General features: G+C 69.3%; 16 protein-coding genes. 9 read left to right on the top strand and 7 right to left on the bottom strand.

Going from position 1 to position 21,331, the window contains the following annotated elements:
- Positions 1-120 precede the first annotated feature (120 nt).
- Both FHR72_RS19860 and FHR72_RS19855 read right to left on the bottom strand, forming a co-directional pair.
- Entirely contained in the window at positions 121-1,704 is a 1,584-nt protein-coding gene (locus FHR72_RS19860) for an SDR family oxidoreductase (RefSeq protein ID WP_183471294.1), read from the bottom strand.
- A 22-nt stretch (positions 1,705-1,726) separates the two neighbouring features.
- Positions 1,727-2,080: an oxidoreductase gene (locus tag FHR72_RS19855; protein ID WP_183471292.1), complete on the bottom strand. Its 354-nt coding sequence runs from the start codon at positions 2,078-2,080 to the stop codon at positions 1,727-1,729.
- Positions 2,081-2,241: 161 nt separating this feature from the next.
- On the opposite strand from FHR72_RS19855, the gene sucB reads away from it, so the two are divergent.
- From sucB to FHR72_RS19825, 6 genes are read left to right on the top strand one after another with little or no spacing between them, the layout of a single operon-like run.
- On the top strand, positions 2,242-4,113 hold the full coding sequence (gene sucB, locus FHR72_RS19850) for a 2-oxoglutarate dehydrogenase, E2 component, dihydrolipoamide succinyltransferase (protein WP_183471290.1): 1,872 nt from the start codon (positions 2,242-2,244) through the stop codon (positions 4,111-4,113).
- Positions 4,114-4,125: 12 nt separating this feature from the next.
- Positions 4,126-5,037, top strand: coding sequence for a TIGR01777 family oxidoreductase (locus tag FHR72_RS19845; protein WP_183471488.1), 912 nt, complete (start codon positions 4,126-4,128; stop codon positions 5,035-5,037).
- Positions 5,038-5,047: 10 nt separating this feature from the next.
- Positions 5,048-5,746 carry a lipoyl(octanoyl) transferase LipB gene (lipB, locus tag FHR72_RS19840; RefSeq protein ID WP_183471288.1) on the top strand — a complete coding sequence of 233 codons (699 nt, stop codon included), beginning with the start codon at positions 5,048-5,050 and terminating at the stop codon, positions 5,744-5,746.
- Positions 5,743-6,696: a lipoyl synthase gene (gene lipA, locus FHR72_RS19835; protein ID WP_183471286.1), complete on the top strand. Its 954-nt coding sequence runs from the start codon at positions 5,743-5,745 to the stop codon at positions 6,694-6,696. The genes lipB and lipA overlap by 4 nt, the downstream gene beginning before the upstream one ends.
- 24 nt (positions 6,697-6,720) lie before the next feature.
- Positions 6,721-7,473 carry a DUF4191 domain-containing protein gene (locus tag FHR72_RS19830; protein WP_183471284.1) on the top strand — a complete coding sequence of 251 codons (753 nt, stop codon included), beginning with the start codon at positions 6,721-6,723 and terminating at the stop codon, positions 7,471-7,473.
- A gap of 48 nt (positions 7,474-7,521) precedes the next feature.
- Positions 7,522-9,333, top strand: a complete 1,812-nt coding sequence (locus tag FHR72_RS19825) for an amidohydrolase (RefSeq protein ID WP_183471282.1) — start codon at positions 7,522-7,524, stop codon at positions 9,331-9,333.
- Here the strand turns inward: FHR72_RS19825 and FHR72_RS19820 are convergent.
- Positions 9,330-9,797, bottom strand: coding sequence for an RDD family protein (locus FHR72_RS19820; RefSeq protein WP_183471280.1), 468 nt, complete (start codon positions 9,795-9,797; stop codon positions 9,330-9,332). The two genes, FHR72_RS19825 and FHR72_RS19820, sit on opposite strands and share 4 nt — an antisense overlap.
- Positions 9,798-9,945: 148 nt before the next feature.
- On the opposite strand from FHR72_RS19820, the gene glnA (FHR72_RS19815) reads away from it, so the two are divergent.
- From glnA (FHR72_RS19815) to FHR72_RS19805, 3 genes are all read left to right on the top strand, one after another.
- A complete protein-coding gene (gene glnA / locus FHR72_RS19815; RefSeq protein WP_183471277.1) occupies positions 9,946-11,382 on the top strand; it encodes a type I glutamate--ammonia ligase in 1,437 nt (478 codons plus the stop codon).
- A gap of 117 nt (positions 11,383-11,499) precedes the next feature.
- The gene (locus tag FHR72_RS19810) at positions 11,500-12,042 is read left to right on the top strand and encodes a DoxX family protein (protein WP_183471275.1); all 543 of its coding nucleotides are present in this window, start codon (positions 11,500-11,502) and stop codon (positions 12,040-12,042) included.
- 192 nt (positions 12,043-12,234) lie between these two features.
- On the top strand, positions 12,235-15,480 hold the full coding sequence (locus tag FHR72_RS19805) for a cadherin-like domain-containing protein (RefSeq protein WP_183471273.1): 3,246 nt from the start codon (positions 12,235-12,237) through the stop codon (positions 15,478-15,480).
- Between the two features lies 1 nt (position 15,481).
- Here FHR72_RS19805 and FHR72_RS19800 read toward each other — a convergent pair whose 3' ends face one another.
- Genes FHR72_RS19800 through glnA (FHR72_RS19785) form a run of 4 tightly spaced genes read right to left on the bottom strand, consistent with a single transcriptional unit; the run spans position 15,482 to position 21,330 of the window.
- Positions 15,482-16,336, bottom strand: coding sequence for a TIGR03619 family F420-dependent LLM class oxidoreductase (locus FHR72_RS19800; protein ID WP_183471271.1), 855 nt, complete (start codon positions 16,334-16,336; stop codon positions 15,482-15,484).
- Positions 16,333-16,962: a PaaI family thioesterase gene (locus FHR72_RS19795; RefSeq protein ID WP_183471269.1), complete on the bottom strand. Its 630-nt coding sequence runs from the start codon at positions 16,960-16,962 to the stop codon at positions 16,333-16,335. Before FHR72_RS19795 ends, FHR72_RS19800 begins: the two co-directional genes overlap by 4 nt.
- 2 nt (positions 16,963-16,964) lie before the next feature.
- A complete protein-coding gene (locus tag FHR72_RS19790) occupies positions 16,965-19,943 on the bottom strand; it encodes a bifunctional [glutamine synthetase] adenylyltransferase/[glutamine synthetase]-adenylyl-L-tyrosine phosphorylase (protein WP_183471267.1) in 2,979 nt (992 codons plus the stop codon).
- Positions 19,944-19,989: 46 nt separating this feature from the next.
- Positions 19,990-21,330, bottom strand: a complete 1,341-nt coding sequence (glnA, locus tag FHR72_RS19785) for a type I glutamate--ammonia ligase (RefSeq protein ID WP_183471265.1) — start codon at positions 21,328-21,330, stop codon at positions 19,990-19,992.
- Position 21,331: the final 1 nt, after the last annotated feature.

The following is a 21,331-nucleotide window of genomic DNA, read 5'->3' as shown; positions in this document are numbered from 1 at the left end:
CGGGAGCCGCGAGCGGCTGATCGGGCTGGAGCCGCGAGCGGCTGATCGGGCTGGAGCCGCGAGCGGCTGATCGGGCTGGAGCCGCGAGCGGCTGATCGGGCTGGAGCCGCGAGCGGCTGATCACATGATGTTTCCGCCGCGGGCCGCGCTGCGCATCGCCTGCGGCAACGCGTGGGACACGCCGTACACGAGGTAGGCCTCCGTGGTGACGGGCCGCACCGGCTTGTTGGCTTTGACCGCCGAGACGATGGCCGCAGCGACCTTGTCGGGCCCGACGTGGCGCACCGCGAAGCCTCGCCGGACCCGTCGCCGGATCGTCTCCGCGTCGTAGCTGCGCTCGTCGGGCAGCGAGAAGCGGGTGGTGTTGACGATGTTGGTGCCGATGATGCCGGGGCAGATCGTCGTCAACCCGATGCCGAACGAATCCAGTTCTGCGCGTAGGCAATCGGAGAACATGTAGACGGCGGCCTTGGACGTGCAGTAGGCGTTCATGACGTTGACCGGCGTGTAGGACGCCATCGACGCGACGTTGACGATGTGCCCGCCGGTCCCGCGGTCGGCGAGCCGCTTGCCGAACGACCGGCAGCCGTTCACCACGCCGCCGAGGTTGATGTCGAGCACGCGGTCGAATTCCTCGGCGGGGGTGTCGAGGAAGAATCCCGCGTGCCCGACGCCGGCGTTGTTCACCACGATGTCGGGGACCCCGTGGTCGGCGCACGCCTGCGCGGCGAACGATTCGACCGCCGCGGCGTCGGCGACGTCGACGGTGTAGGTGTGGGCCTGCCGGCCGAGTGCCCCGACGAGCCGCGCGGTCTCGTCGAGGCCGTCGGCGTCCACGTCGCTGATCAGAAGGTCCGCGCCCTCCCGGGCGAATGCCAGCGCAGTTTCGCGGCCGATGCCGCTGGCGGCGCCGGTGACGGAGACGAGGGTGTCGCCGAACGCCTTACGGGGACGGCCCACCTGGGCCCGCAGCAACTCCCGGGAGGCGGGGGCGCCGCCGAGGTGGTCGACGAGCTGGGTGACCGCGTCGGCCAGCGCCTGCGGGTGTGAGCGCGGTGTGTCGTGGCCGGCGGTGAGGTCGCGTCGCCACAGCCGGGGCGCCCAGGCCGCCATCTCGTCGTAGAAGCGCGGGGCGAGATACCGGTCGCCGCTGGCGACGATGAGCTGAACGGGGATGTCGACGGTCGCGGTGTCGGCAGCGGCGGAACGCAGGTGGGCCCGCACGGCCCTGTCGGTGACCGACCGCGGCGCCGCGGCGGCCAGCCGGGCCAGCTGGCCGACGCCGCCGGCGAACCGGCGCGGGTTCTGCGGTCTGCTGAGCGCACCGCGCAGGTATCGGGAGATCTGTTCCCGGCTGGGTCCCGATGCGGACGTGAACGAGGCGATGCGGTCCTGCGCACCCGGGCGCGAGAGGTACTGCCATACCGCCGCGGACCCCCAGCCGTGCGCGAGGACGTGAACGGCGTCGCCGCCCACCGCGTCGAGCACCGCCGCCACTTCGTCGGCGCCGAAGCGGCCTGTCCCCTGCACGTCGCAGCGCACCACCCGGTAACGGTCAGGCAGTCGGGAGACCACGGAATCCCACACCCGGGAGGTGTCGGGGTGACCGTGCAGCGCAAGGATGGTCGGCCCCGCCTGCGCACCCTGCTCGTGTACGTCGATCAGGACGCCGCCGCTGCTCTGGACACACCGCTCGTTCTCCACGAGCGGACAGTACCGAAACCGCCTAGCGGTCCAGCTCCTCGCGGGCGGCCCGCTTGCGTTCGGCCCGTCTGCGCGCGTCGTAGTCACGCATGCGCTGCGGGTAGCCGACCTTCTGCACGTCGTAGACGGGGATCTTCAGCCGGTCGGACAGCTTGCGGGCGCCCGCGTCACCACCGGTCCTGCGCCGGGTCCACTCTCCGTCGGCGGCGACCAGCACGACGGTGAGTTCGGTGACGGTCGTCTTCGGCTCGATGAAGGCTTCGACGCCCTGGTGTTCGGCGACCCACTGCTGCAGGTAGCGGAGATCCGCCGCGGGGTCGCGCGTGGTCGCACCGCTTCCGCGGCGCCGGCCGCGAAGCTTGTCGAACAGTCCCACCTGGGCTTGCTCCTTCCGGGCATCCCCTAGCCATCTCTCCTGATTCGATAGTGCCAGAGCGATCAGTCGGCCCGTCCGCGACGAAAGGTCCCGTCGGACGTGACAGGATGGGTTGCGAGACCTCAGACACCTGCGATGAACGTGCAAGGGAGCCACGACCTATGGCCATCTCCGTCCAGATGCCCGCACTCGGAGAGAGCGTTACCGAGGGGACAGTCACCCGCTGGCTGAAGCAAGAGGGAGACACGGTCGAGGAGGACGAGCCACTGCTGGAGGTGTCGACCGACAAGGTCGACACCGAGATTCCTTCCCCCGCCGCGGGTGTGCTGAAGAAGATCGTCGCCCAGGAGGACGACACCGTCGAGGTGGGCGGTGAACTCGCGGTCATCGGGGACGCCGACGACAGCGACGGCGACGAGGGCTCGGACGACGAGAGCGACAGCGACGACAGCGCCGACGACGAGAGCGACAGCGCGGACGAGGGCAGCGCGGACGAGGCCGAAGAGTCCGAGCCCGAGCCCGAGCCCGAGGAAGACTCCCAGGACGAGCCCGAGCCCGAGTCGAAGCCCACGTCCAAGGGATCGTCCGGCGGTTCGGGCAAGTCCCAGCCGGTCCTGATGCCCGAACTGGGCGAGTCCGTCACCGAGGGCACGGTCACCCGCTGGCTGAAGAAGGTCGGCGACAGCGTCGAGGTCGACGAGCCTCTGGTCGAGGTCTCCACGGACAAGGTGGACACCGAGATCCCGTCTCCGGTCGCGGGGACCCTGCTGTCGATCACCGCCGAGGAAGACGACACCGTGGAGGTCGGCGGCGAGCTGGCCACCATCGGCGACGAGGGCGCCGAGGGCTCGTCCGAGCCGGAACCAGAACCCGAACCGGAGCCAGAACCCGAGCCCGAGCCGGAGCCTGAGCCCGAGCCCGAACCGGAGCCCGAGCCCGAGCAGACCAAGCCCAAGGCGAAGCCGTCCGAAGAGGCCAAGCCGGAGCCCAAGTCCGAGCCCAAGGCCGAGCCCAAGTCCGAGCCCAAGGCCGATTCCAAGTCCGACTCCAAGCCCCAGCCCGAGACGGCCGCTGCCGAGTCGACGGGTGAGAGCCCGTACGTCACTCCGCTGGTGCGCAAGCTGGCCAGCGAGAACAACGTCGATCTGACGTCGGTCAAGGGCACCGGCGTCGGTGGGCGCATCCGCAAGCAGGACGTGCTCGCCGCCGCGGAGGCGAACAAGGCCCCGAAGACCGAATCCGCGCCGGCAGCGTCGGCGCCGAGCAAGCCTTCGGCGCCCGTGCCCCCGCCCGAGGGCGCGCTGGCTCATCTGCGCGGAACCACGCAGAAGGCGAACCGGATCCGGCAGATCACGGCGAAGAAGACCCGCGAGTCGCTGCAGGCCACCGCGCAGCTCACTCAGGTCCACGAGGTCGACATGACCAAGATCGTGGCCCTGCGGGCCAAGGCGAAGGCCGGCTTCGCCGAGCGCGAAGGCGTCAACCTGACGTACCTGCCGTTCATCGCCAGGGCCGTCATCGACGCGCTGAAGCTGCATCCGAACATCAACGCCAGCTACAACGAAGAGTCCAAGGAGATCACCTACTACGACGCCGAGCATCTGGGCTTCGCCGTCGACACCGAGCAGGGGCTGCTGTCCCCGGTGATCAAGAACGCCGGCGATCTGTCGCTGGGTGGGCTGGCGCGGGCGATCTCCGACATCGCGGCGCGGGCCCGGTCGAGCAACCTCAAGCCCGACGAACTGTCCGGCGGCACGTTCACGATCACCAATATCGGCAGCCAGGGCGCGTTGTTCGACACCCCGATCCTGGTGCCGCCGCAGGCGGCCATGCTGGGCACCGGCGCGATCGTCAAGCGTCCCCGGGTGATCGTCGACGAGTTCGGCAACGAGTCGATCGGTGTGCGGTCGGTGTCCTACCTGCCGCTGACCTACGATCACCGCCTCATCGACGGTGCCGACGCGGGCCGGTTCGTCTCCACCATCAAGCGCCGTCTCGAAGAGGGCGCGTTCGAGGCCGACCTGGGGTTGTAGACCACGGTGTCGATACCTGCGGAATCGGTTGTCGCGGTAGCGGGATCGTCCGGTCTGATCGGTACGGCGCTGGTCTATGCGCTGCGCGCCACCGATCACCGGGTGATCCGCATCGTGCGCCGCGCGCCGTCCAACGCCGACGAGGTGTTCTGGAACCCTGACACCGGCGCGTTCGACTCCACCGTGCTGCGCGGGGTGGACGCCGTGGTCAACCTGTGCGGCGTCAACGTCGGGCAGAAGCGGTGGTCCGGGGCGTTCAAGCAGTCGCTGCGCGACAGCAGGATCGAACCCACCGAGGTGCTGGCCAACGCCGTCGCCGAGGCCGGGGTGCCGCTGCTGATCAATTCCAGCGCTGTCGGCTACTACGGCGACACCGGCAGCACGCCCGTGGACGAGACGGCGGGGCCGGGCCACAACTTCCTGGCACGCCTGACGATCGACTGGGAAGCCGCGACGGCCGCGGCGGCGGAGTCCGGTGCGCGCGTGGTGCTGACGCGGACCGGCCTGGTCATGTCGCAGTCGGGCGGCATGCTCGGCCGGCTCAAACCGCTGTTCTCGCTGGGTCTCGGCGCCCGGCTGGGCAACGGGCGCCAATACCTGTCGTGGATCAGCATGGAGGACCAGATCCGGGCCCTGCTGTTCGCGATGGAGCACGACGACCTCTCCGGACCGGTCAACCTGACGGGCCCGGCCCCGGTCACCAACGCGGAGTTCACCGCCGCGCTGGGCCGCGCGGTGAAACGCCCCACGCCACTGGTGGTTCCGGGATTCGCGCTGCGCGCAGCGCTCGGGGAGTTCGCCGAAGAAGGTGTGCTCGGCGGCCAGCGGGCGATCCCGGCGGCGCTGGAGCGGGCCGGTTTCGAATTCCAGCACAACACGATCGGCGAAGCGCTGACGTTCGCCACCGCGCCCCACCGTGAGTAGCGTCGAGAGCATGGCGCCGTCGATCCGCTCCGCATCCGAGCCGGTACGGGTGCAGTGGCTGGGCCGGATCGATTACCAGTCCGCGTGGGACCTCCAGCGCGAGTTGGCCGACGAACGGGTGGCCGGCGGTCCGGACTCGCTGCTGCTGCTGGAGCATCCGCCGGTCTACACCGCAGGCCGGCGGACCCTGCCCGAGGAGCGGCCCGCCGGCGGCACACCGGTCATCGACACCGACCGCGGGGGCAAGATCACCTGGCACGGGCCCGGGCAGCTGGTCGGCTATCCGATCATCGGGCTGGCCGAACCCCTCGACGTGGTCAACTTCGTTCGGCGCCTGGAAGAGTCGTTGATCACGGTGTGTGCGTCCTTCGGGGTGCAGACGGGCCGGGTCGAGGGACGTTCCGGGGTGTGGGTGGCGGGCCGGGGCGGACGTCCGGACCGCAAGATCGCCGCGATCGGCATCCGTGTCGCCCGGGCGACCACATTGCACGGCTTCGCGCTCAACTGCGACTGCGACCTGGGCGCATTCAATTCGATCATCCCGTGCGGCATCGCCGATGCCGGGGTGACCTCGCTGACCGCCGAGCTGGGCCACACCGTCGCCGTGGCCGACGCCATCGACCGCGTGGCAGACGCCGTTCTGGACTCGCTCGACGGTCGCATCGCGATCGGAGCGGTCGGCGCGGCGAGCGTAGAATCAGCACAGTGACTATCGCTCCTGACGGCCGCAAGCTGCTGCGTCTCGAAGTACGGAACGCCGAGACGCCCATCGAGCGCAAACCGCCGTGGATCAAGACCCGGGCGAAGATGGGTCCGGAGTACAAGGAGCTCAAGGGCCTGGTGCGCCGCGAGGGCCTGCACACGGTGTGCGAGGAAGCCGGTTGCCCCAACATCTTCGAATGCTGGGAGGACCGCGAGGCCACGTTCCTGATCGGTGGCGAGCAGTGCACCCGCCGCTGCGACTTCTGCCAGATCGACACGGGCAAGCCGGCGGAGCTGGACCGCGACGAGCCGCGCCGCGTCGCCGAGAGCGTGCAGGCGATGGGCCTTCGCTACTCGACGGTGACCGGCGTCGCCCGCGACGACCTGCCCGACGGCGGCGCCTGGCTGTACGCCGAGACCGTCCGCCAGATCAAGGCACTCAACCCGAACACCGGCGTCGAACTCCTGATCCCCGACTTCAACGCCGACCGCGACCAACTCGACGAGGTGTTCCGGACACGACCGGAAGTGCTCGCCCACAACGTCGAGACCGTGCCCCGCATCTTCAAGCGGATCCGGCCGGGCTTCCGGTACGAGCGCAGCCTGTCGGTCATCACGATGGCCCGCGAGTTCGGTCTGGTCACCAAGAGCAACCTGATCCTGGGGATGGGCGAGACACCCGAGGAGGTGCGCACCGCGCTGCACGACCTGCACGACGCCGGCTGCGACATCGTCACCATCACCCAGTACCTGCGCCCGTCGGCGCGCCACCATCCCGTGGAGCGGTGGGTGCACCCGGAGGAGTTCGTCGAGCACGAGCGCTACGCCACCGAGATCGGCTTCGCCGGAGTGCTCGCCGGTCCCCTGGTCCGCTCGTCCTACCGGGCCGGGAAGCTGTACGCCCAGGCGGTCGCGGCGCGACCCGCCGCAGCGGCGCCGACGCCGACATCGTCGTGATCGTCGGCGAAGTATCCTGATCCAATGGCGAAATCGCGTAACCCCGCGCAGGATAAGGCCGCCAAGGCCGAAGCCAAGGCCGCCCGCAAGGCGGCGTCCAAGCAGCGGCGCAGTCAGCTGTGGCAGGCGTTCCAGATCCAGCGCAAGGAGGACAAGCGACTCCTGCCGTACATGATCGGCGCGTTCGTGCTGATCGTCGCGCTGTCCGTGGTGGGCGGCGTCGTCGCCGGCGGCTTCACGATGTACATGCTCATCCCACTGGGCGTGGTGCTCGGCGCGCTGGTCGCGTTCATCATCTTCGGCCGCCGCGCCCAGAAATCCGTCTACAAGAAGGCCGAGGGACAGACCGGTGCCGCCGCGTGGGCGTTGGACAACCTGCGCGGCAAATGGCGGGTCACGCCCGGGGTCGCCGCGACCGGACACTTCGACGCCGTGCACCGCGTGATCGGCCGCCCCGGCGTGATCTTCGTGGGCGAAGGCGCGGCCAACCGCGTCAAGCCGCTGCTGGCGCAGGAGAAGAAGCGCACCGCCCGGCTCATCGGCGACGTCCCGATCTACGACATCATCATCGGCAACGGTGACGGCGAGGTTCCGCTGTCGAAGCTGGAGCGCCACCTCAACAAGCTGCCCGCCAACATCACCGCCAAGCAGATGGACTCGTTGGAGTCGCGCCTGGCGGCACTCGGAACCAAGGTCGGCCCCGCCGCCATGCCCAAGGGCCCGCTGCCGGCGCAGGCCAAGATGCGCGGCGTGCAGCGCACCGTCCGCAGGCGCTGACCGACACTGTGCGCGGGTGTACGCCGCGCGGCCCGGGGGGATGGCCACATGTGCACTGCGTGTGAATGGGCGCCGCACTTCGCGGCGTTCGGTCGCCGATCTCTGGACCGGCGGTCCCTGTTGCGTGTGGCCGCGGTGACCGCGGTCGCCGCCACCGCGGCCGCCTGCGCGACGGACCCGGCCCCTGACACCGCCACCACACCGTCGGCGTCGGCCGATGCCGACTTCGTGTTCCGCAACGGTCGCGTGTACACCGTGGCCGGCGACACCCCGTGGGCCGAGGCCGTGGCCGTCACGGGCTCCACCATCTCCTACGTCGGCGACGAGTCCGGCGCGATGGCGCTGGCCGGCGCCGACACGACGGTCGTCGACCTCGGCGGCAAGCTGCTGATGCCGGGCTTCGTCGAGGGCCACACGCACCCGTTCCTCGGGGCGTTCCTGACGTCCGGAGTAGACCTGCAGGTGCCGACGCTGACCGAGGCACTCGACGCCATCGACGCCTATGCCAAGGCCAACCCGACCGGCGCGGTGCGCGGATTCGGTTGGCGCGTGGACATGTTCGGGCCACAGGGTCCGACCCGCGCGGATCTGGACCGGGTGCTGCCCGACCGTCCCGGCTTCTTCTTCGCCATCGACGGGCACAGCCTGTGGGCCAACAGCAAGGCCCTTGAGATGGCCGGCGTCGGGAAGGACACCCCCGACCCGGTCCCCGGGTTCAGCTACTACGCCCGCGACGAGAACGGCGAACCGACGGGCTACGTCCTCGAGGTCAACGCCGTGCTCGGCCTCGTCGACGCCGTCGAGCCCATCTCGCCCGAGACGATGGGCACGCTGGTCGAGGGGTGGTTGCCGAAGGCATCGGCAGCTGGCATCACGTCGGTCTTCGATGCGGGTGTGCCACCCATCGGCGACGACCAGGCGGCCATCCTGCGGCTCTACACCGACGCCGAACGGCGCAACCTGCTGCCGTTCCGGGTGGTCGCGTCGTACTCGGTGCGCACCACGCCGATCGAGGGCACCGTCGAGAAGTTCACGGCGGTCCGGGACGAGGTCGCCGGCGACCTGGTGTCCGTCGGCGTCGTGAAGATCATCGGCGACGGCACCCAGGGCGGGTACACCGCGTGGCTGATCGAGCCCTACGCCGACAAACCGTCGTCAACCGGAGCGTCCCCGTTCAGCGAGGAGCAGTGGCACCGGCTGGTCGGCGACGTCGACGCCGCCGGTTTCGATGTGCACATCCACGCGTGCGGGGAGCGGACGGCCCGCGTCGGACTCGACGCCGTCGAACGCGCGATCGCCACGAACCCGCCGCGCGACCGCCGCCACGCGATCGCGCACCTCGTCTACGTCGAGGACAGTGACGCGCCGCGGTTCGCCGAACTCGGGGTCACCGCGCAGTTCTCAGCCAACTGGATGTCCGCCGACCCGGACACGCTCGAGAACATGGCCGCACGCTACGGCGCACCCCGCAAGGACCTGATGTACCGGCCGCAGGACGTCCTGCGCTCCGGCGGGCGCATCTCGCTGGGCACCGACTGGCCCGCGGCCGGGTACTTCTCCACGTACAAGCCGCTGGACTCCATCCAGATCGGGGTGACCCGCCAGCTCGTCGGCGACCCCGCCGCCGCGGTGCTCGCCCCGGCCGATCAAGTGCTCACCGTCGCGGAGGCGGTCCACGCCAACACCCTCGGCGCGGCCTACCAGATCAGACTCGACGACAGGGTCGGCTCGGTGGAGACGGGCAAACTGGCGGATCTGATCGTGCTGGACCGCAACATCTTCGAGATCGACCCGCACGACATCCATGCCGCGACCGTGACGATGACGATGATGAACGGCCGGATCCGCCACCAGGTCTAACGTTTGACGACGGCGGTCTTGGTCGCCAGGTCGTGCAGGCCCCGCAGGTCGGAGTCGGTGAACAAGGCCGGGATCACCAGGGCGATCAGCAGGCCGCGGCCCACAGCGCGTCCGGAGCCGACGTGCGCGCGATGGTCGACCGAGACGACCTTCAACCCGAGGACCAGTTGACCGGGGGTGAACCCGAACAGCCGGACGGACACCACGCCGAGGACGAGCCAGATGAGCAGCACCGCGGTCGACTGGAATCCCTCGCTGATCCAGCCGACAGAGACCGCCAGGGCGGTCACGCCGTAACACATCAGCCAGTCGACCAGCAGGGCGGCGATGCGGCGTCCGAAGCGTGCGATCGAGCCGGGACCTGTCGCGGGCAGGCCGAGGCGTTCGCCTGGATACGTGGACCGGGCGCCGGGATCGTCCGATTGCGACGGTCCCGACAGCCAGGACCCAATGGTTCGGGCCATGCTGTAAGGATAGGTGTCGGCCGGGACCGCTTCGGCGCGGCCGCGTCGGCGGGCATGCGTAACGTCTACGCAACATGCGGTTGACTGCCGTGCAACATCGTGTCCATAGCGTCACCGGCGGGCTACAAAGTCAAAAGGAGAGCAATCAGTGGCAGAACAGACCGCAGACGACATCATCAAGCTGATCCGGGACGAGAACGTCGAGTACGTCGACGTCCGGTTCTGCGATCTGCCCGGTGTCGTCCAGCACTTCTCGATCCCTGCGTCGGCGTTCGACGAGAGCGTGTTCGAGGACGGCCTCGCGTTCGACGGCTCGTCGGTGCGTGGCTTCCAGTCCATCCACGAGTCGGACATGATGCTGCTGCCCGACCCCGCGACCGCGCGCATCGATCCGTTCCGTGCCGCCAAGACGCTGAACCTGAACTTCTTCGTGCACGATCCGTTCACCCGCGAGGCGTACTCGCGCGACCCGCGCAACGTCGCCCGCAAGGCCGAGAACTACCTGGCCAGCACCGGCATCGCCGACACGTGCTTCTTCGGCGCCGAGGCCGAGTTCTACATCTTCGACTCGGTGTCCTTCGACTCGCGGATCAACGGCACCTTCTACGAGGTCGACTCCGAGTCGGGCTGGTGGAACACCGGCGAGCCGCTCGAGGCCGACGGCAGCCCGAACCGCGGCTACAAGGTCCGCCCCAAGGGCGGCTACTTCCCCGTCGCCCCGTACGACCACTACGTCGACCTGCGCGACGAGATGTCGACCAACCTGATCAACGCCGGGTTCACCCTGGAGCGCGGCCACCACGAGGTCGGCACCGCCGGTCAGGCCGAGATCAACTATAAGTTCAACACGCTGCTGCACGCGGCCGACGATGTGCTGCTGTTCAAATACATCATCAAGAACACCGCGTGGCAGAACGGCAAGACCGTCACCTTCATGCCCAAGCCGCTGTTCGGTGACAACGGCTCCGGCATGCACGCCCACCAGTCGCTGTGGAAGGACGGCAAGCCGTTGTTCCACGACGAGTCGGGCTACGCCGGCCTGTCGGACATGGCCCGCCACTACATCGGCGGCATCCTGCACCACGCCCCGTCGCTGCTGGCGTTCACCAACCCGACGGTGAACTCCTACAAGCGTCTGGTTCCGGGTTACGAGGCCCCGATCAACCTGGTCTACAGCCAGCGCAACCGGTCGGCGTGCGTCCGTATCCCGATCACGGGCAACAACCCGAAGGCCAAGCGCCTCGAGTTCCGCTGCCCGGACAGCTCGGGCAACCCGTACCTGGCGTTCGCGGCGATGCTGATGGCCGGCATCGACGGCATCAAGAAGAAGATCGAGCCGCTGGCCCCGGTCGACAAGGACCTCTACGAGCTGCCTCCCGAGGAGGCCGCGAACATCCCGCAGGCGCCCACGTCGCTGGCGGCCGTGATCGACAAGCTCGAGCAGGATCACGAATACCTGACCGAGGGTGGGGTGTTCACGACCGATCTGATCGAGACGTGGATCTCCTACAAGCGGGAGAACGAGATCATGCCGATCCAGATCCGTCCTCACCCGTACGAGTTCTCGCTGTACTACGACGTGTAAGTCGAATCGCAGAGAAGCCCACCCGTTCCCGCGGGTGGGCTTTTCTGCGTCCGGCCCACTGATCGACGTTGACGCCGGCTATATCCGGACCGCGGTCCGCCGCGATAGGCTGACCCCATGACTGCGAACCTCGACGCCCGTCTCGCGAGTTACTCCTCCCCCGTGCTGAGCATCTTCCGGATCGTCTTCGGTCTGGTGTTCATGCTGCACGGCACGATGAAGCTGTTCGGCTGGCCGCTCGGTCAAGCCGTGCCGGTCGGCACTTGGCCCTACTGGTTCGCCGGCATCCTCGAGCTGGTCCTCGGGCTCCTGATCACCATCGGGTTCTTCACGCGCATCGCCGCGTTCATCGCCTCGGGCGAGATGGCCGTGGCGTATCTGTGGCAGCACTGGGGCATCCTGGGTGGCACGCCTGCCAGCTTCTGGCCCTACGACGCGGCCGCAGGCGGCAACGGAGGTGAGGCCTCGCTGCTGTTCTGCTTCGCGTTCCTGCTTCTGGCGACGACCGGCGCCGGCGTGTGGTCGGTGGACGGACGTCGTCGCGTCGGCACGGGCTATGTCGCACCACGTGCCGGCTACACCCAATCCGCCACCACGACCGCCGTGCCGCGCCGCCGTGGGATCGCCGGATTGCGGGATCGCTTCGCCCGTCGCCGCTGACGCAAAACCACGTTTGCTCACAACCCGGTTGCCATCAAGGCGCACCGATGGCAACCGGGTTTGCAGTGCGTGAGGACGACTCGTCGCCGACGCGTACGTGAATATTCGGGAATGCGCCGCGATCCGCGCGCTCGCCCCCTTAGGATCTCGCTTAATTGACAGCGGTAGAAATTCTTCGGGGGGAGGAATGCCGTGCGGCATTCACACTACGTCGGGCGTATCGGCGCGTTGGCATTTGCTCTGGGGGTGGGGTTCGGCCTCGCCGGATCTCCGGGAATCGCGTTAGCCGATGACGGTGCCGGCGCGTCGAACTCGGTGAGCGAAAGCCCCGCAGGCGACACGACGACCGAGGATTTGGGTAGCGAGAACCCCGGCCCGTCCGACGGGGACACCGGTGATCCCGAGCCCCCCGCAGACGAGGAGCCTGCCGACGTCGAACCCGAGGACGAGGAGCTCCCGGCGGACGAGGAGTCCGAGGACGAGGACCCCGCCCCGGAGACCGGGTCGGACGGTTCGGGGAACAGCGCCGGCTCGGAATCCGCGCCGACCCCAGCCCCCGAAGAGGTCGCCGGTGACGACGCCGATCTCGGGACCGATGCCGAGACGACGCCCGATCCCGAGCCCGCGGCCGAAGAGCCGGTCGCCGCGCCGGCCGCCGCCGATCCCGAGGTGCCGGCAGCCGAACCGGCCGCGGCCGAGGACGTTCCCGCCGCGCCGCCGGCCCCCGCCGATCAGTCCCCCGCTCCTGCGTCGGCCTCGGTCACCCTGTCCAGCATTCTCGCGTCGCTGCTCGGCCCCGCCGGTGCACCCGAAGCGCCCACCGAGTCGCCGCTGTGGTGGGTGCTCGCCGGCGCGGCACGCCGTCAGCTCGGCCTGCCCGACTCGACCAAGCTCACCGGAGCGTCGGGCAACGCCATCGCCACCGCACTGCTGACGCCGGAACAGGCGGCCGCCATCAGTCGTCTCGGTGAGGTGCTCGTCGGCACGCAGCCGACCGACGTGGTCGCCACCGACACCCGGGCGTACGTGGCGAATTCCGGCAGCAAGTCGATCACGGTCATCGACACCTTGACCGGCTCGGTGATCGACACCATCACCCTCTTCTCGAACCCGGCGATGATGGCGCTGACACCCGGCGGAAGCCGCCTCTACGTCACCGGCGTCGCGTCCGGTCGGGTCTCGGTCATCAGCACCGCGACGAACTCCCTGGTCGCCTCCATCCGGGTGGGCAAGGCTCCGACCGGTATCGCCATTAGCCCGAACGGGTCCAGCGTGTACGTCGTCAACGGCGAAGACGGCACGGTGTCGCGGATCAGCACCCTGAGCAATACCGTCACGGGCACCATCTTCGGTGTGCCCGAGGGCACGTCGACGATCGCGGTCAGCCCCGACGGACTGAAGATCTACACCACGAGCGACACCGGCGACGTGTCCTACTTCTCACCGTTCTCCCTCGTCGCCACGACCATCGCGTCCGTCACGCCGGGATCGTTGGGTCTAACCTTCGGGGCCGACAGTTCGCGGGTCTACCTCTCCGACCCCAGCGGCAGCGTGCACATCATCGACACCGCGACACATGAGATCGTCGACAGCATCGCCGTGGGGGCGGGCACGCCCTTCGACGTCGCAGTCAGTCCGGACGGCACAACGCTTTTCGTGGCGCGCAGCGGGGACGGCAAGCTGTCGGTCTACGACATCGCGAGCAAGGCCGAACTGACCACCGTGGTCGCCAATCCGTACCTCGTCGACGGCCCCGCCGCCATCGCGGTGAGCCCCGACGGCACCCAGCTCTACTGGGCCGACTTCAGCAACAACAAGGTCCACCTGATCTCGCTGACGGGACCCAATCAGAACCCGGTGGCCGGGGCGCCGGTCGTCAACGCGCCCAACGGATCCGGGGTGGTCACCGGTTCGGTCGGCGTCACCGACCCCGAAGGCAACCCGTTGACCGCCACGGCGTCGCGGCCGGGCAAGGGAACCGTCACCGTCACGCGGTCGGGCGACGGGTTCACGTTCACCTACACCCCGAGCGCTGCGGCGCGGCATGCCGCCGCCGCGACGGGCGCGACCGCCGACCAGAAGCAGGACACCTTCGTCCTGACGATCAGCGACAGCAGGCGCGGGGTCATCACGGTGCCCGTCGTGGTCACCATCGCCCCGGCCAACGCCGCGCCCACCGCGACCGTCAGGTCGAGCCTGTCGTGGTTCAGCGCCACGGTCCGGGGCACCGTCACCGGCCGGGACACCGACAGGGACACGCTGACCTACACCGCGTCGCCCACCGCGAAGGGGGGCACGGTCGTCATCGACGAGGACGGCAGGTTCACCTACAACCCCACCGCAGCGGCCAGGCACACCGCCGCGGCGGCCGGCGCCACCGCGGCCGACAAGCAGGACACCTTCGACGTGGTCGTCGACGACGGTCACGGCGGGGTGCGGACCATCACCGTGACGGTGAAGGTCAAGCCGGGCAACAACTCTCCGTCGGCTACGGTCAGCACGAGCCCTTCGTGGTTCAGCGCCGACGTCTACGGCCGGGTCACCGCCCGTGACCTCGACCGCGACGGCCTGACCTACACGGCGTCGGCCACCGACAAGGGCGGCGTGGTGGTGATGAGCGCGCGTGGCCGCTTCACCTACACGCCCACCGAGGCCGCCCGCCATGCCGCCGCAGCAGCCGGCGCCGGCGCAGACGACAAGGTGGACACCTTCGACATCGTCGTCGACGACGGCCACGGAGGCACCGCGACGGTCGCGGTGACCGTCCGGATCAAACCGCTCAACAGCAGGCCGTCAGGGGTGGATGTCGCCGACCAGTTCACCAACCTCAACAGCGGTCTGGTGACCGGCAAGATCACGGCGGACGAGGCCGACGGAGACACCCTGACGTTCAGCGCGCCGGAGAGCACGCGCAAGGGCACGATCACGGTCAACCCCGACGGCACGTTCACCTACACCCCCACCGCCGAGGCCCGGGCGGAGGCGAGCGAGCGCTTCGCGCCGTCGTGGGACAGGATCGACCGGTTCCGGGTCACGGTCGACGATGGCCACGGCGGCACGACGTCGGTGCTCGTCAGCGCCACGATCGCACCTTTGGGGCATGTCAACCAGGGTCCGAAGGACGGCGCGGTCACGGTCGGCACCCCGGCACCGGGGAGCGGCAAGGTCGCCGGCACCGTGTCGGTGACCGACCCCGAACGCGACGTCATCACCTACGCCGGCCCGGGGGGCACGCCCAGGGGCACCGTCTTCGTCGGTGCGACAGGCGCGTTCGTCTACACCCCGACCGACGCCGCCCGCGCTGCAGCGGGGGCTCCGGGCGCGACCGAGAACGACAAGCGGGACGTCTTCACGATCATCGTCGACGACGGCTACGGCGGCACCCTGCCGATCACGGTCACAGTGCCCATCGCCGGGGCCTCGGGCGTGATCGTCTAGTTCACAGACCGAGATCCTCACGGAACCGGCGCATCCCGTCGATCTTCTGGTCCAGGGATGCGTCGGGGCCGCTGTAGAACATCCACGGCATCGTGATGATGCCGGTGATCCCACCGGCCGCCGCACGCTCGTAGTGTTCGGGCAGGAAGGCATCGGTCAGCGGCGTGATGACCTCGAAATCGTCCATCGTCAGGCCCTTTTCGGCACGTAGCCGGCCCACGGTGGCCACCCGCTCGAGCGCCTGGTCCAGGCTGATGAGGTCGCCGATCCAGCCGTCGTGGCGTGCAGCGCGACGCAGGGCGATGTCGGACAGTCCGCCGACGTAGATTGGGATGGGCGGCGGTGTCGGCTCCATCTCCAGCCGTGGGGCGGTGTAGAACTCGCCGGCGAACTCCGTCCAGCCCGGCGACCACAGCGCCTTCATGAGCTCCAGCATCTCGTCGGTGCGCTTGCCGCGCCGTTCGAACTGCTGGCCCAGCAGCTCGAATTCCTCGCGGCACCAGCCCACGCCGACGCCGAGCTGCAACCGGCCCTCGGCGAGCACCGCCGCGGTGCCGATCGCTTTGGCGGCCGAGTACGGGTCCCGCATCGCGGGCAGGTACACGGTGGTGACGAAGTGCAGCTGCGTCGTGGCGAGCGCGACGGCGCCGATCATCACCCACGGGTCCGGCCAATCGGTGAACGCCTCCCAGCGCCTCGCCCCGTCCTTGGTGTACGGGTAGGGCGTGGCCAGCGTCTCGAGGTTGATCACGTGATCGGGGATCGCCATCCCGTAGTAGCCGAGGTCGTCTGCGGCGCGGGCGATCTCGACGGCTTCGCGGGTGTCGAGGAACGCCGTCGAGATGTAGAACCTCATCCGGCGTCCCGCGCCCAGGCGGGTTTGATGAACACGCCGTCGGCCTCGACGGTGATGCCCTCGTCGTCCTTGAGGTAGCCGCGCGCATAGGTTTTCACGCCTTCGGAGCGTTCGACGAACGCCTCGGCGCGCACCCGTCCGAGATGTGTGCCACGCAGGTACTTCACGCTGATGGTGCCGGTGAACTTCGGCTGGTTCAGTCCCTCGCTGGCGACCTCACCGAGGATGTGGTCGAGCAGCAACGCGCAGATTCCGCCGTGCACCCATCCGGGGGGACCCTCATACGCCGGACCGAGGGTGAACTCGCTCCAGCAGGTCCCGTCGGCCTCGTGCTGGATGATCATCGGTGGGGCGATCGCATTGCGCAGTCCCACAGCTGGATTCGCCCACGCCAGCGGGCGCCCGGTGTCCGCGTGCCGCAGCGTCGAGGTGGCGGTGCGCTGTTCGCCTTCCAGCAGTTCCGTCGCCGCCGACAGGTGGGCGAGCGCCTGCGCCACGGTCGCCTCGTCGACGGCGGTGTGGATGCCCGCGTCGATCAGGCGGCGCAGCGCGTCGGTCAGCGGCACATAGCTCTCCCGCTGCCGGTCGTATTCCTCGGCGCTGATGACGTCGAACGGAAATTGCACCCTCAGCCTCCGAAAACTCTCAGCACCACGGCTTTTGCCCTGCGTGTCACCCGTAGGTAGTTGTCCAGGAATTCGCCGCCGTCGCCGTTGGGCCAGCCCGCCGCCACCGCGACGGCGTTGAGCATCTTGCCCGGGCCGGGCAGCTGATCGGTCGGTTTGCCGCGCACCAGCACCAGCGCGTTGCGGGCCTTCGTCGCGGTCAGCCACGCATCGCGCAGCAGCTCCAGATCGCCCTCGGCGATCAGCTCGGCGGCACCGATGGCGTTGAGGGTGTCCAGCGTCGAGGTGGTGTGCAGCGCCGAGATCTTGTGGGCGAAGCGCAGTTGCAGCAGCTGCACGGTCCACTCGATGTCGGCCAGGCCGCCACGCCCCAGCTTGGTGTGGGTGTTGGGGTCGGCGCCGCGCGGCAGCCGTTCGGCGTCGACGCGCGCCTTGATCCGGCGGATCTCCTGCACCGTCTCGGCCGATGCGCCCCCGGCGGGGTAGCGCGTCTTGTCGATCATCAGCAGGAACCGCTCCCCCAGCTCCAGGTCACCTGCCACCCGGTGCGCGCGCAACAGCGCCTGGATCTCCCAGGCCTGCGCCCACTGCGCGTAGTAGGCCTCGTAGGACGCCAGGGTGCGCACGAGGGGGCCGCTGCGCCCCTCGGGTCGCAGGTTGGCGTCCACCTCCAGCGGCGGGTCGGCGCTGGGCGTTCCGAGCCGGGCGCGGACCTGTTCGGCCACCGTCACCGCCCACTTCACCGCCACCGACTCCTCGACGCCCGCTGTGGGTTCGCAGACGAACATCACGTCGGCGTCCGAGCCGTACCCGAGTTCACCACCGCCGAGGCGTCCCATGCCGATGACCGCGATGCGCGCCGGGGCCCGTCCGTCCGGGGCGTTGGCCCGCATGATCGCATCGAGGGCGGCCTGCAGGACCGCCACCCACACCAGCGTCAGCTGCTTACAGACATCGGTGACGTCCAACATGCCCAGCAGGTCGGCCGACGCGATCCGGGCGAGCTCACGGCGGCGCAGGGAGCGCGCCGCCGCGATCGCCCGCAGTGGGTCGCTGTGGCGCGCCGCCGAGGCCACCAGAGACTTCGCGACACCCTCGGTGTCCACGTCACACAGCTTGGGCCCGTTGGGGCCGTCGGCATACATCTGGATCACCTCGGGTGCGCGCATCAACAGCTCCGGGACGTAGGCGGAGGTGCCGATCACGTGCATCAGCCGTTTGGCGACGGCCCCCTCGTCGCGCAGGGTGGCGAGAAACCAGCGCTGCTCGGCGAGTTCGTCGCTGATCCTGCGGTAGTTCAGCAGCCCGGCGTCCGGGTCGGGGGTGTCGGACAGCCAGTCGAGCAGCGTGGGGAGCAGCACCTGCTGCACCCGGCCCCGCCGGCCCGTCCCGCCGGTCAGCGCCGCCAGATGTGTCAGCGCGCTCTGCGGCCCTTCGTACCCCAGTGCCGCCAGCTGGCGTTCGGCGGCGTCGGTGCTCATCACGTCCGAAATGCCCAGGGACGCTTGACCGACCGATTCCAGCAGCGGCTGGTAGAAGATTTTCGCGTGCAGGCGCGACACCCGGTGGTTCTGCCGCTTGAGTTCTTCCCTCAGCACGCCGAGCGCGTCGTGGCGGCCGTCGGGTCGCATGTGGGCGGCGCGGGCGAGCCAGCGCATCGCCTCCTCGTCGTCGGCCTCGGGCAGCATGTGGGTGCGCTTGAGGCGTTGAAGCTGCAACCGGTGTTCGAGCAGCCGCAGGAATTCGTAGGACGCCGTCATGTTCGCGGCGTCGTCGCGCCCGATGTACCCGCCGTCGCCGAGCGCGGTCAGCGCGTTCACCGTCGAGGCGACGTGCAGTGACTCGTCGGTGCGGCCGTGCACGAGTTGCAGCAGCTGCACGGCGAACTCGACGTCGCGCAGACCGCCTGTGCCCAGCTTGATCTCGCGGGTCCGTACACCCGCGGGCACCAATTCCTCCACGCGCCGGCGCATGGCCTGCACCTCGGGCACGAAGTCCTCGCGTTGGGAGGCCGTCCACACCATGGGCATCAGCGCGTCGATGTAGCGCCGCCCGAGGTCCTCGTCACCGGCGGCGGGCCGGGCCTTGAGCAATGCCTGGAACTCCCACGTCTTGGCCCAGCGCTCGTAGTAGGCCACATGCGATTCCAGGGTGCGCACCAGCTGCCCCTGCTTGCCCTCGGGGCGCAGCGCGGCGTCGACTTCGAAGAACGCATCGGAGGCCAGCCGCATCATCTCGCCGGCGATCCGGGTGGCCAGCGCGAGGCTGCTGTGGGCGTCGTCGTCGGCGACGAAGATGACGTCGACATCGCTGACGTAATTCAGTTCCCGCGCACCGCATTTGCCCATCGCGATGATGGTCAGGGTGGGCGCGGGCTGGTCGCCGCACACCGACGCCGTCACGACCCGCAGTGCCGCGGCCAGCGCCGCGTCGGCGAGGTCGGAGAGGTGTTCGCCGACGACGGTGAACGGCAGCACCGGTTCGTTCTCGACGGTGGAGGCCACGTCCAGAGCAGCCAGCACGAGGAGACGGTCGCGGTAGAGGGTGCGCAGCGGCGGGACCGCCGCGCTCGTGGGACCCGTTGCGCTGTCGGCCCGTTCGGCGAACATGTCGCGCAGCTGCTGAGGGTCGGGCAGCCTGACGTCGCCGGCGAGAAGTCGCCACGAGTCGGGGTTGGCGACCAGGTGGTCGCCCAGGGCCAACGACGATCCGAGGACGGCGAACAGGCGTCCGCGCAGCCCGCGATCCTTACGCAGCGCGGTGTCGAGGTCGTTCCAACCGGACTCCAGCGCTTCGGACAGGCGCACGATCGCCTTCAGCGCGGTGTCGGCGTCGGGAGCGCGCGACAGTGACCACAGCAGTTCGACGTGGGCGTCGGTGTTCCACCCGAGTGCGTCGAGGTCGGCCTGCGCCGTCGGTTCCACGAGCCCGAGTCGACCGACGCCGGGCAGCTTGGGTCGCTGCGTCGCGGGTTTGGCCACGCCATCAAGGTAGCGCGGGCCCCGGCCCGCCAGGGACACAGCCCTGTCAGAGGGACAGGTAGGTCTTCAGCTCGTAGGGCGTGACGTGGCTGCGGTAGTTCTCCCACTCGCTGCGCTTGTTGCGCAGGAAGAAGTCGAAGACGTGCTCGCCGAGCGCCTCGGCGACCAATTCGGAGTTCTCCATGTCCGACAGCGCGACCCCGAGGCTGCCCGGCAGTTCCTTGTAGCCCATCGCGCGGCGTTCTTCGGGCGTGAGGCTCCAGACGTTGTCCTCGGCCTGCGGGCCCAGCACGTAGTTCTTCTCGATGCCGCGCAGTCCGGCCGCGAGCAGGACCGCGAAGGTCAGGTACGGGTTGCAGGCCGAGTCGGGGCTGCGCACCTCGACGCGCCGCGAGGACACCTTGTGCGGGGTGTACATCGGAACCCGCACCAGCGCCGAGCGGTTGGCCGCACCCCAGGACGCCGCGGTCGGCGCCTCACCGCCGTGCACCAGCCGCTTGTAGGAGTTCACCCACTGGTTGGTGACGGCGCTGATCTCGTTGGCGTGCTCGAGAATGCCTGCGATGAACGACTTTCCGATGTCGGAGAGCTGGAGCGGGTCGTCGGGGCTGTGGAACGCGTTGGTCTCACCCTCGAACAGGCTCATGTGGGTGTGCATCGCCGACCCGGGATGCTCGGCGAACGGCTTGGGCATGAACGACGCCCGGACGCCGTCGCCGAGGGCCACCTCCTTGACGAGGTAGCGGAAGGTCATGACGTTGTCGGCCATGGACAGTGCGTCGGCGTAGCGCAGGTCGATCTCCTGCTGGCCGGGGGCGCCTTCGTGATGGCTGAACTCGACCGAGATGCCCATCTGTTCCAGGGCGTCGATCGCGTGCCGGCGGAAGTTCGGCGCCGAGTCGTGCACGGCCTGGTCGAAGTAGCCGCCGTTGTCGGCCGGCACGGGCGGGGTGCCGTCGTCGGGGCCGGGCTTGAGGAGGAAGAACTCGATCTCGGGGTGCACGTAGCAGGAGAAGCCGAGGTCGCTGGCCTTCGACAGCTGGCGGCGCAGCACGTGGCGCGAGTCGGCCCACGACGGTGAACCGTCGGGCATTGTGATGTCGCAGAACATGCGCGCCGAGTGGGGCTTTCCGGAGCCGTCGGCCCACGGCAGGATCTGGAAGGTCGAGGGATCGGGGCGCGCGACCATGTCGGCCTCGGACACCCGGGCGAAGCCCTCGATCGACGAGCCGTCGAAGCCGATGCCCTCCTCGAAGGCGCCCTCGAGTTCGGCGGGGGCGATGGCGACGGATTTCAGGTATCCGAGCACGTCGGTGAACCACAGCCGGACGAAGCGGATGTCGCGTTCCTCCAGCGTGCGCAGCACGAATTCCTTCTGCCGATCCATG

Origin of the sequence: Mycolicibacterium iranicum (assembly GCF_014190915.1) — a bacterium.
GTDB lineage: Bacteria > Actinomycetota > Actinomycetes > Mycobacteriales > Mycobacteriaceae > Mycobacterium > Mycobacterium iranicum_B.
The sequence above is the reverse complement of the archived record's forward strand: the minus strand, read 5'-3'. Positions and strand labels throughout refer to the sequence as shown.

Excerpts from the sequence above, each read along its gene's own strand:
- sucB (WP_183471290.1), top strand. The coding sequence starts at position 2,242 with ATGGCCATCTCCGTCCAGATGCCCGCACTCGGAGAGAGCGTTACCGAG.
- lipB (WP_183471288.1), top strand. The coding sequence starts at position 5,048 with ATGGCGCCGTCGATCCGCTCCGCATCCGAGCCGGTACGGGTGCAGTGG.
- FHR72_RS19830 (WP_183471284.1), top strand. The coding sequence starts at position 6,721 with ATGGCGAAATCGCGTAACCCCGCGCAGGATAAGGCCGCCAAGGCCGAA.
- FHR72_RS19825 (WP_183471282.1), top strand. The coding sequence starts at position 7,522 with ATGTGCACTGCGTGTGAATGGGCGCCGCACTTCGCGGCGTTCGGTCGC.
- FHR72_RS19820 (WP_183471280.1), bottom strand. The coding sequence starts at position 9,797 with ATGGCCCGAACCATTGGGTCCTGGCTGTCGGGACCGTCGCAATCGGAC.
- FHR72_RS19810 (WP_183471275.1), top strand. The coding sequence starts at position 11,500 with ATGACTGCGAACCTCGACGCCCGTCTCGCGAGTTACTCCTCCCCCGTG.
- FHR72_RS19800 (WP_183471271.1), bottom strand. The coding sequence starts at position 16,336 with ATGAGGTTCTACATCTCGACGGCGTTCCTCGACACCCGCGAAGCCGTC.
- glnA (WP_183471265.1), bottom strand. The coding sequence starts at position 21,330 with ATGGATCGGCAGAAGGAATTCGTGCTGCGCACGCTGGAGGAACGCGAC.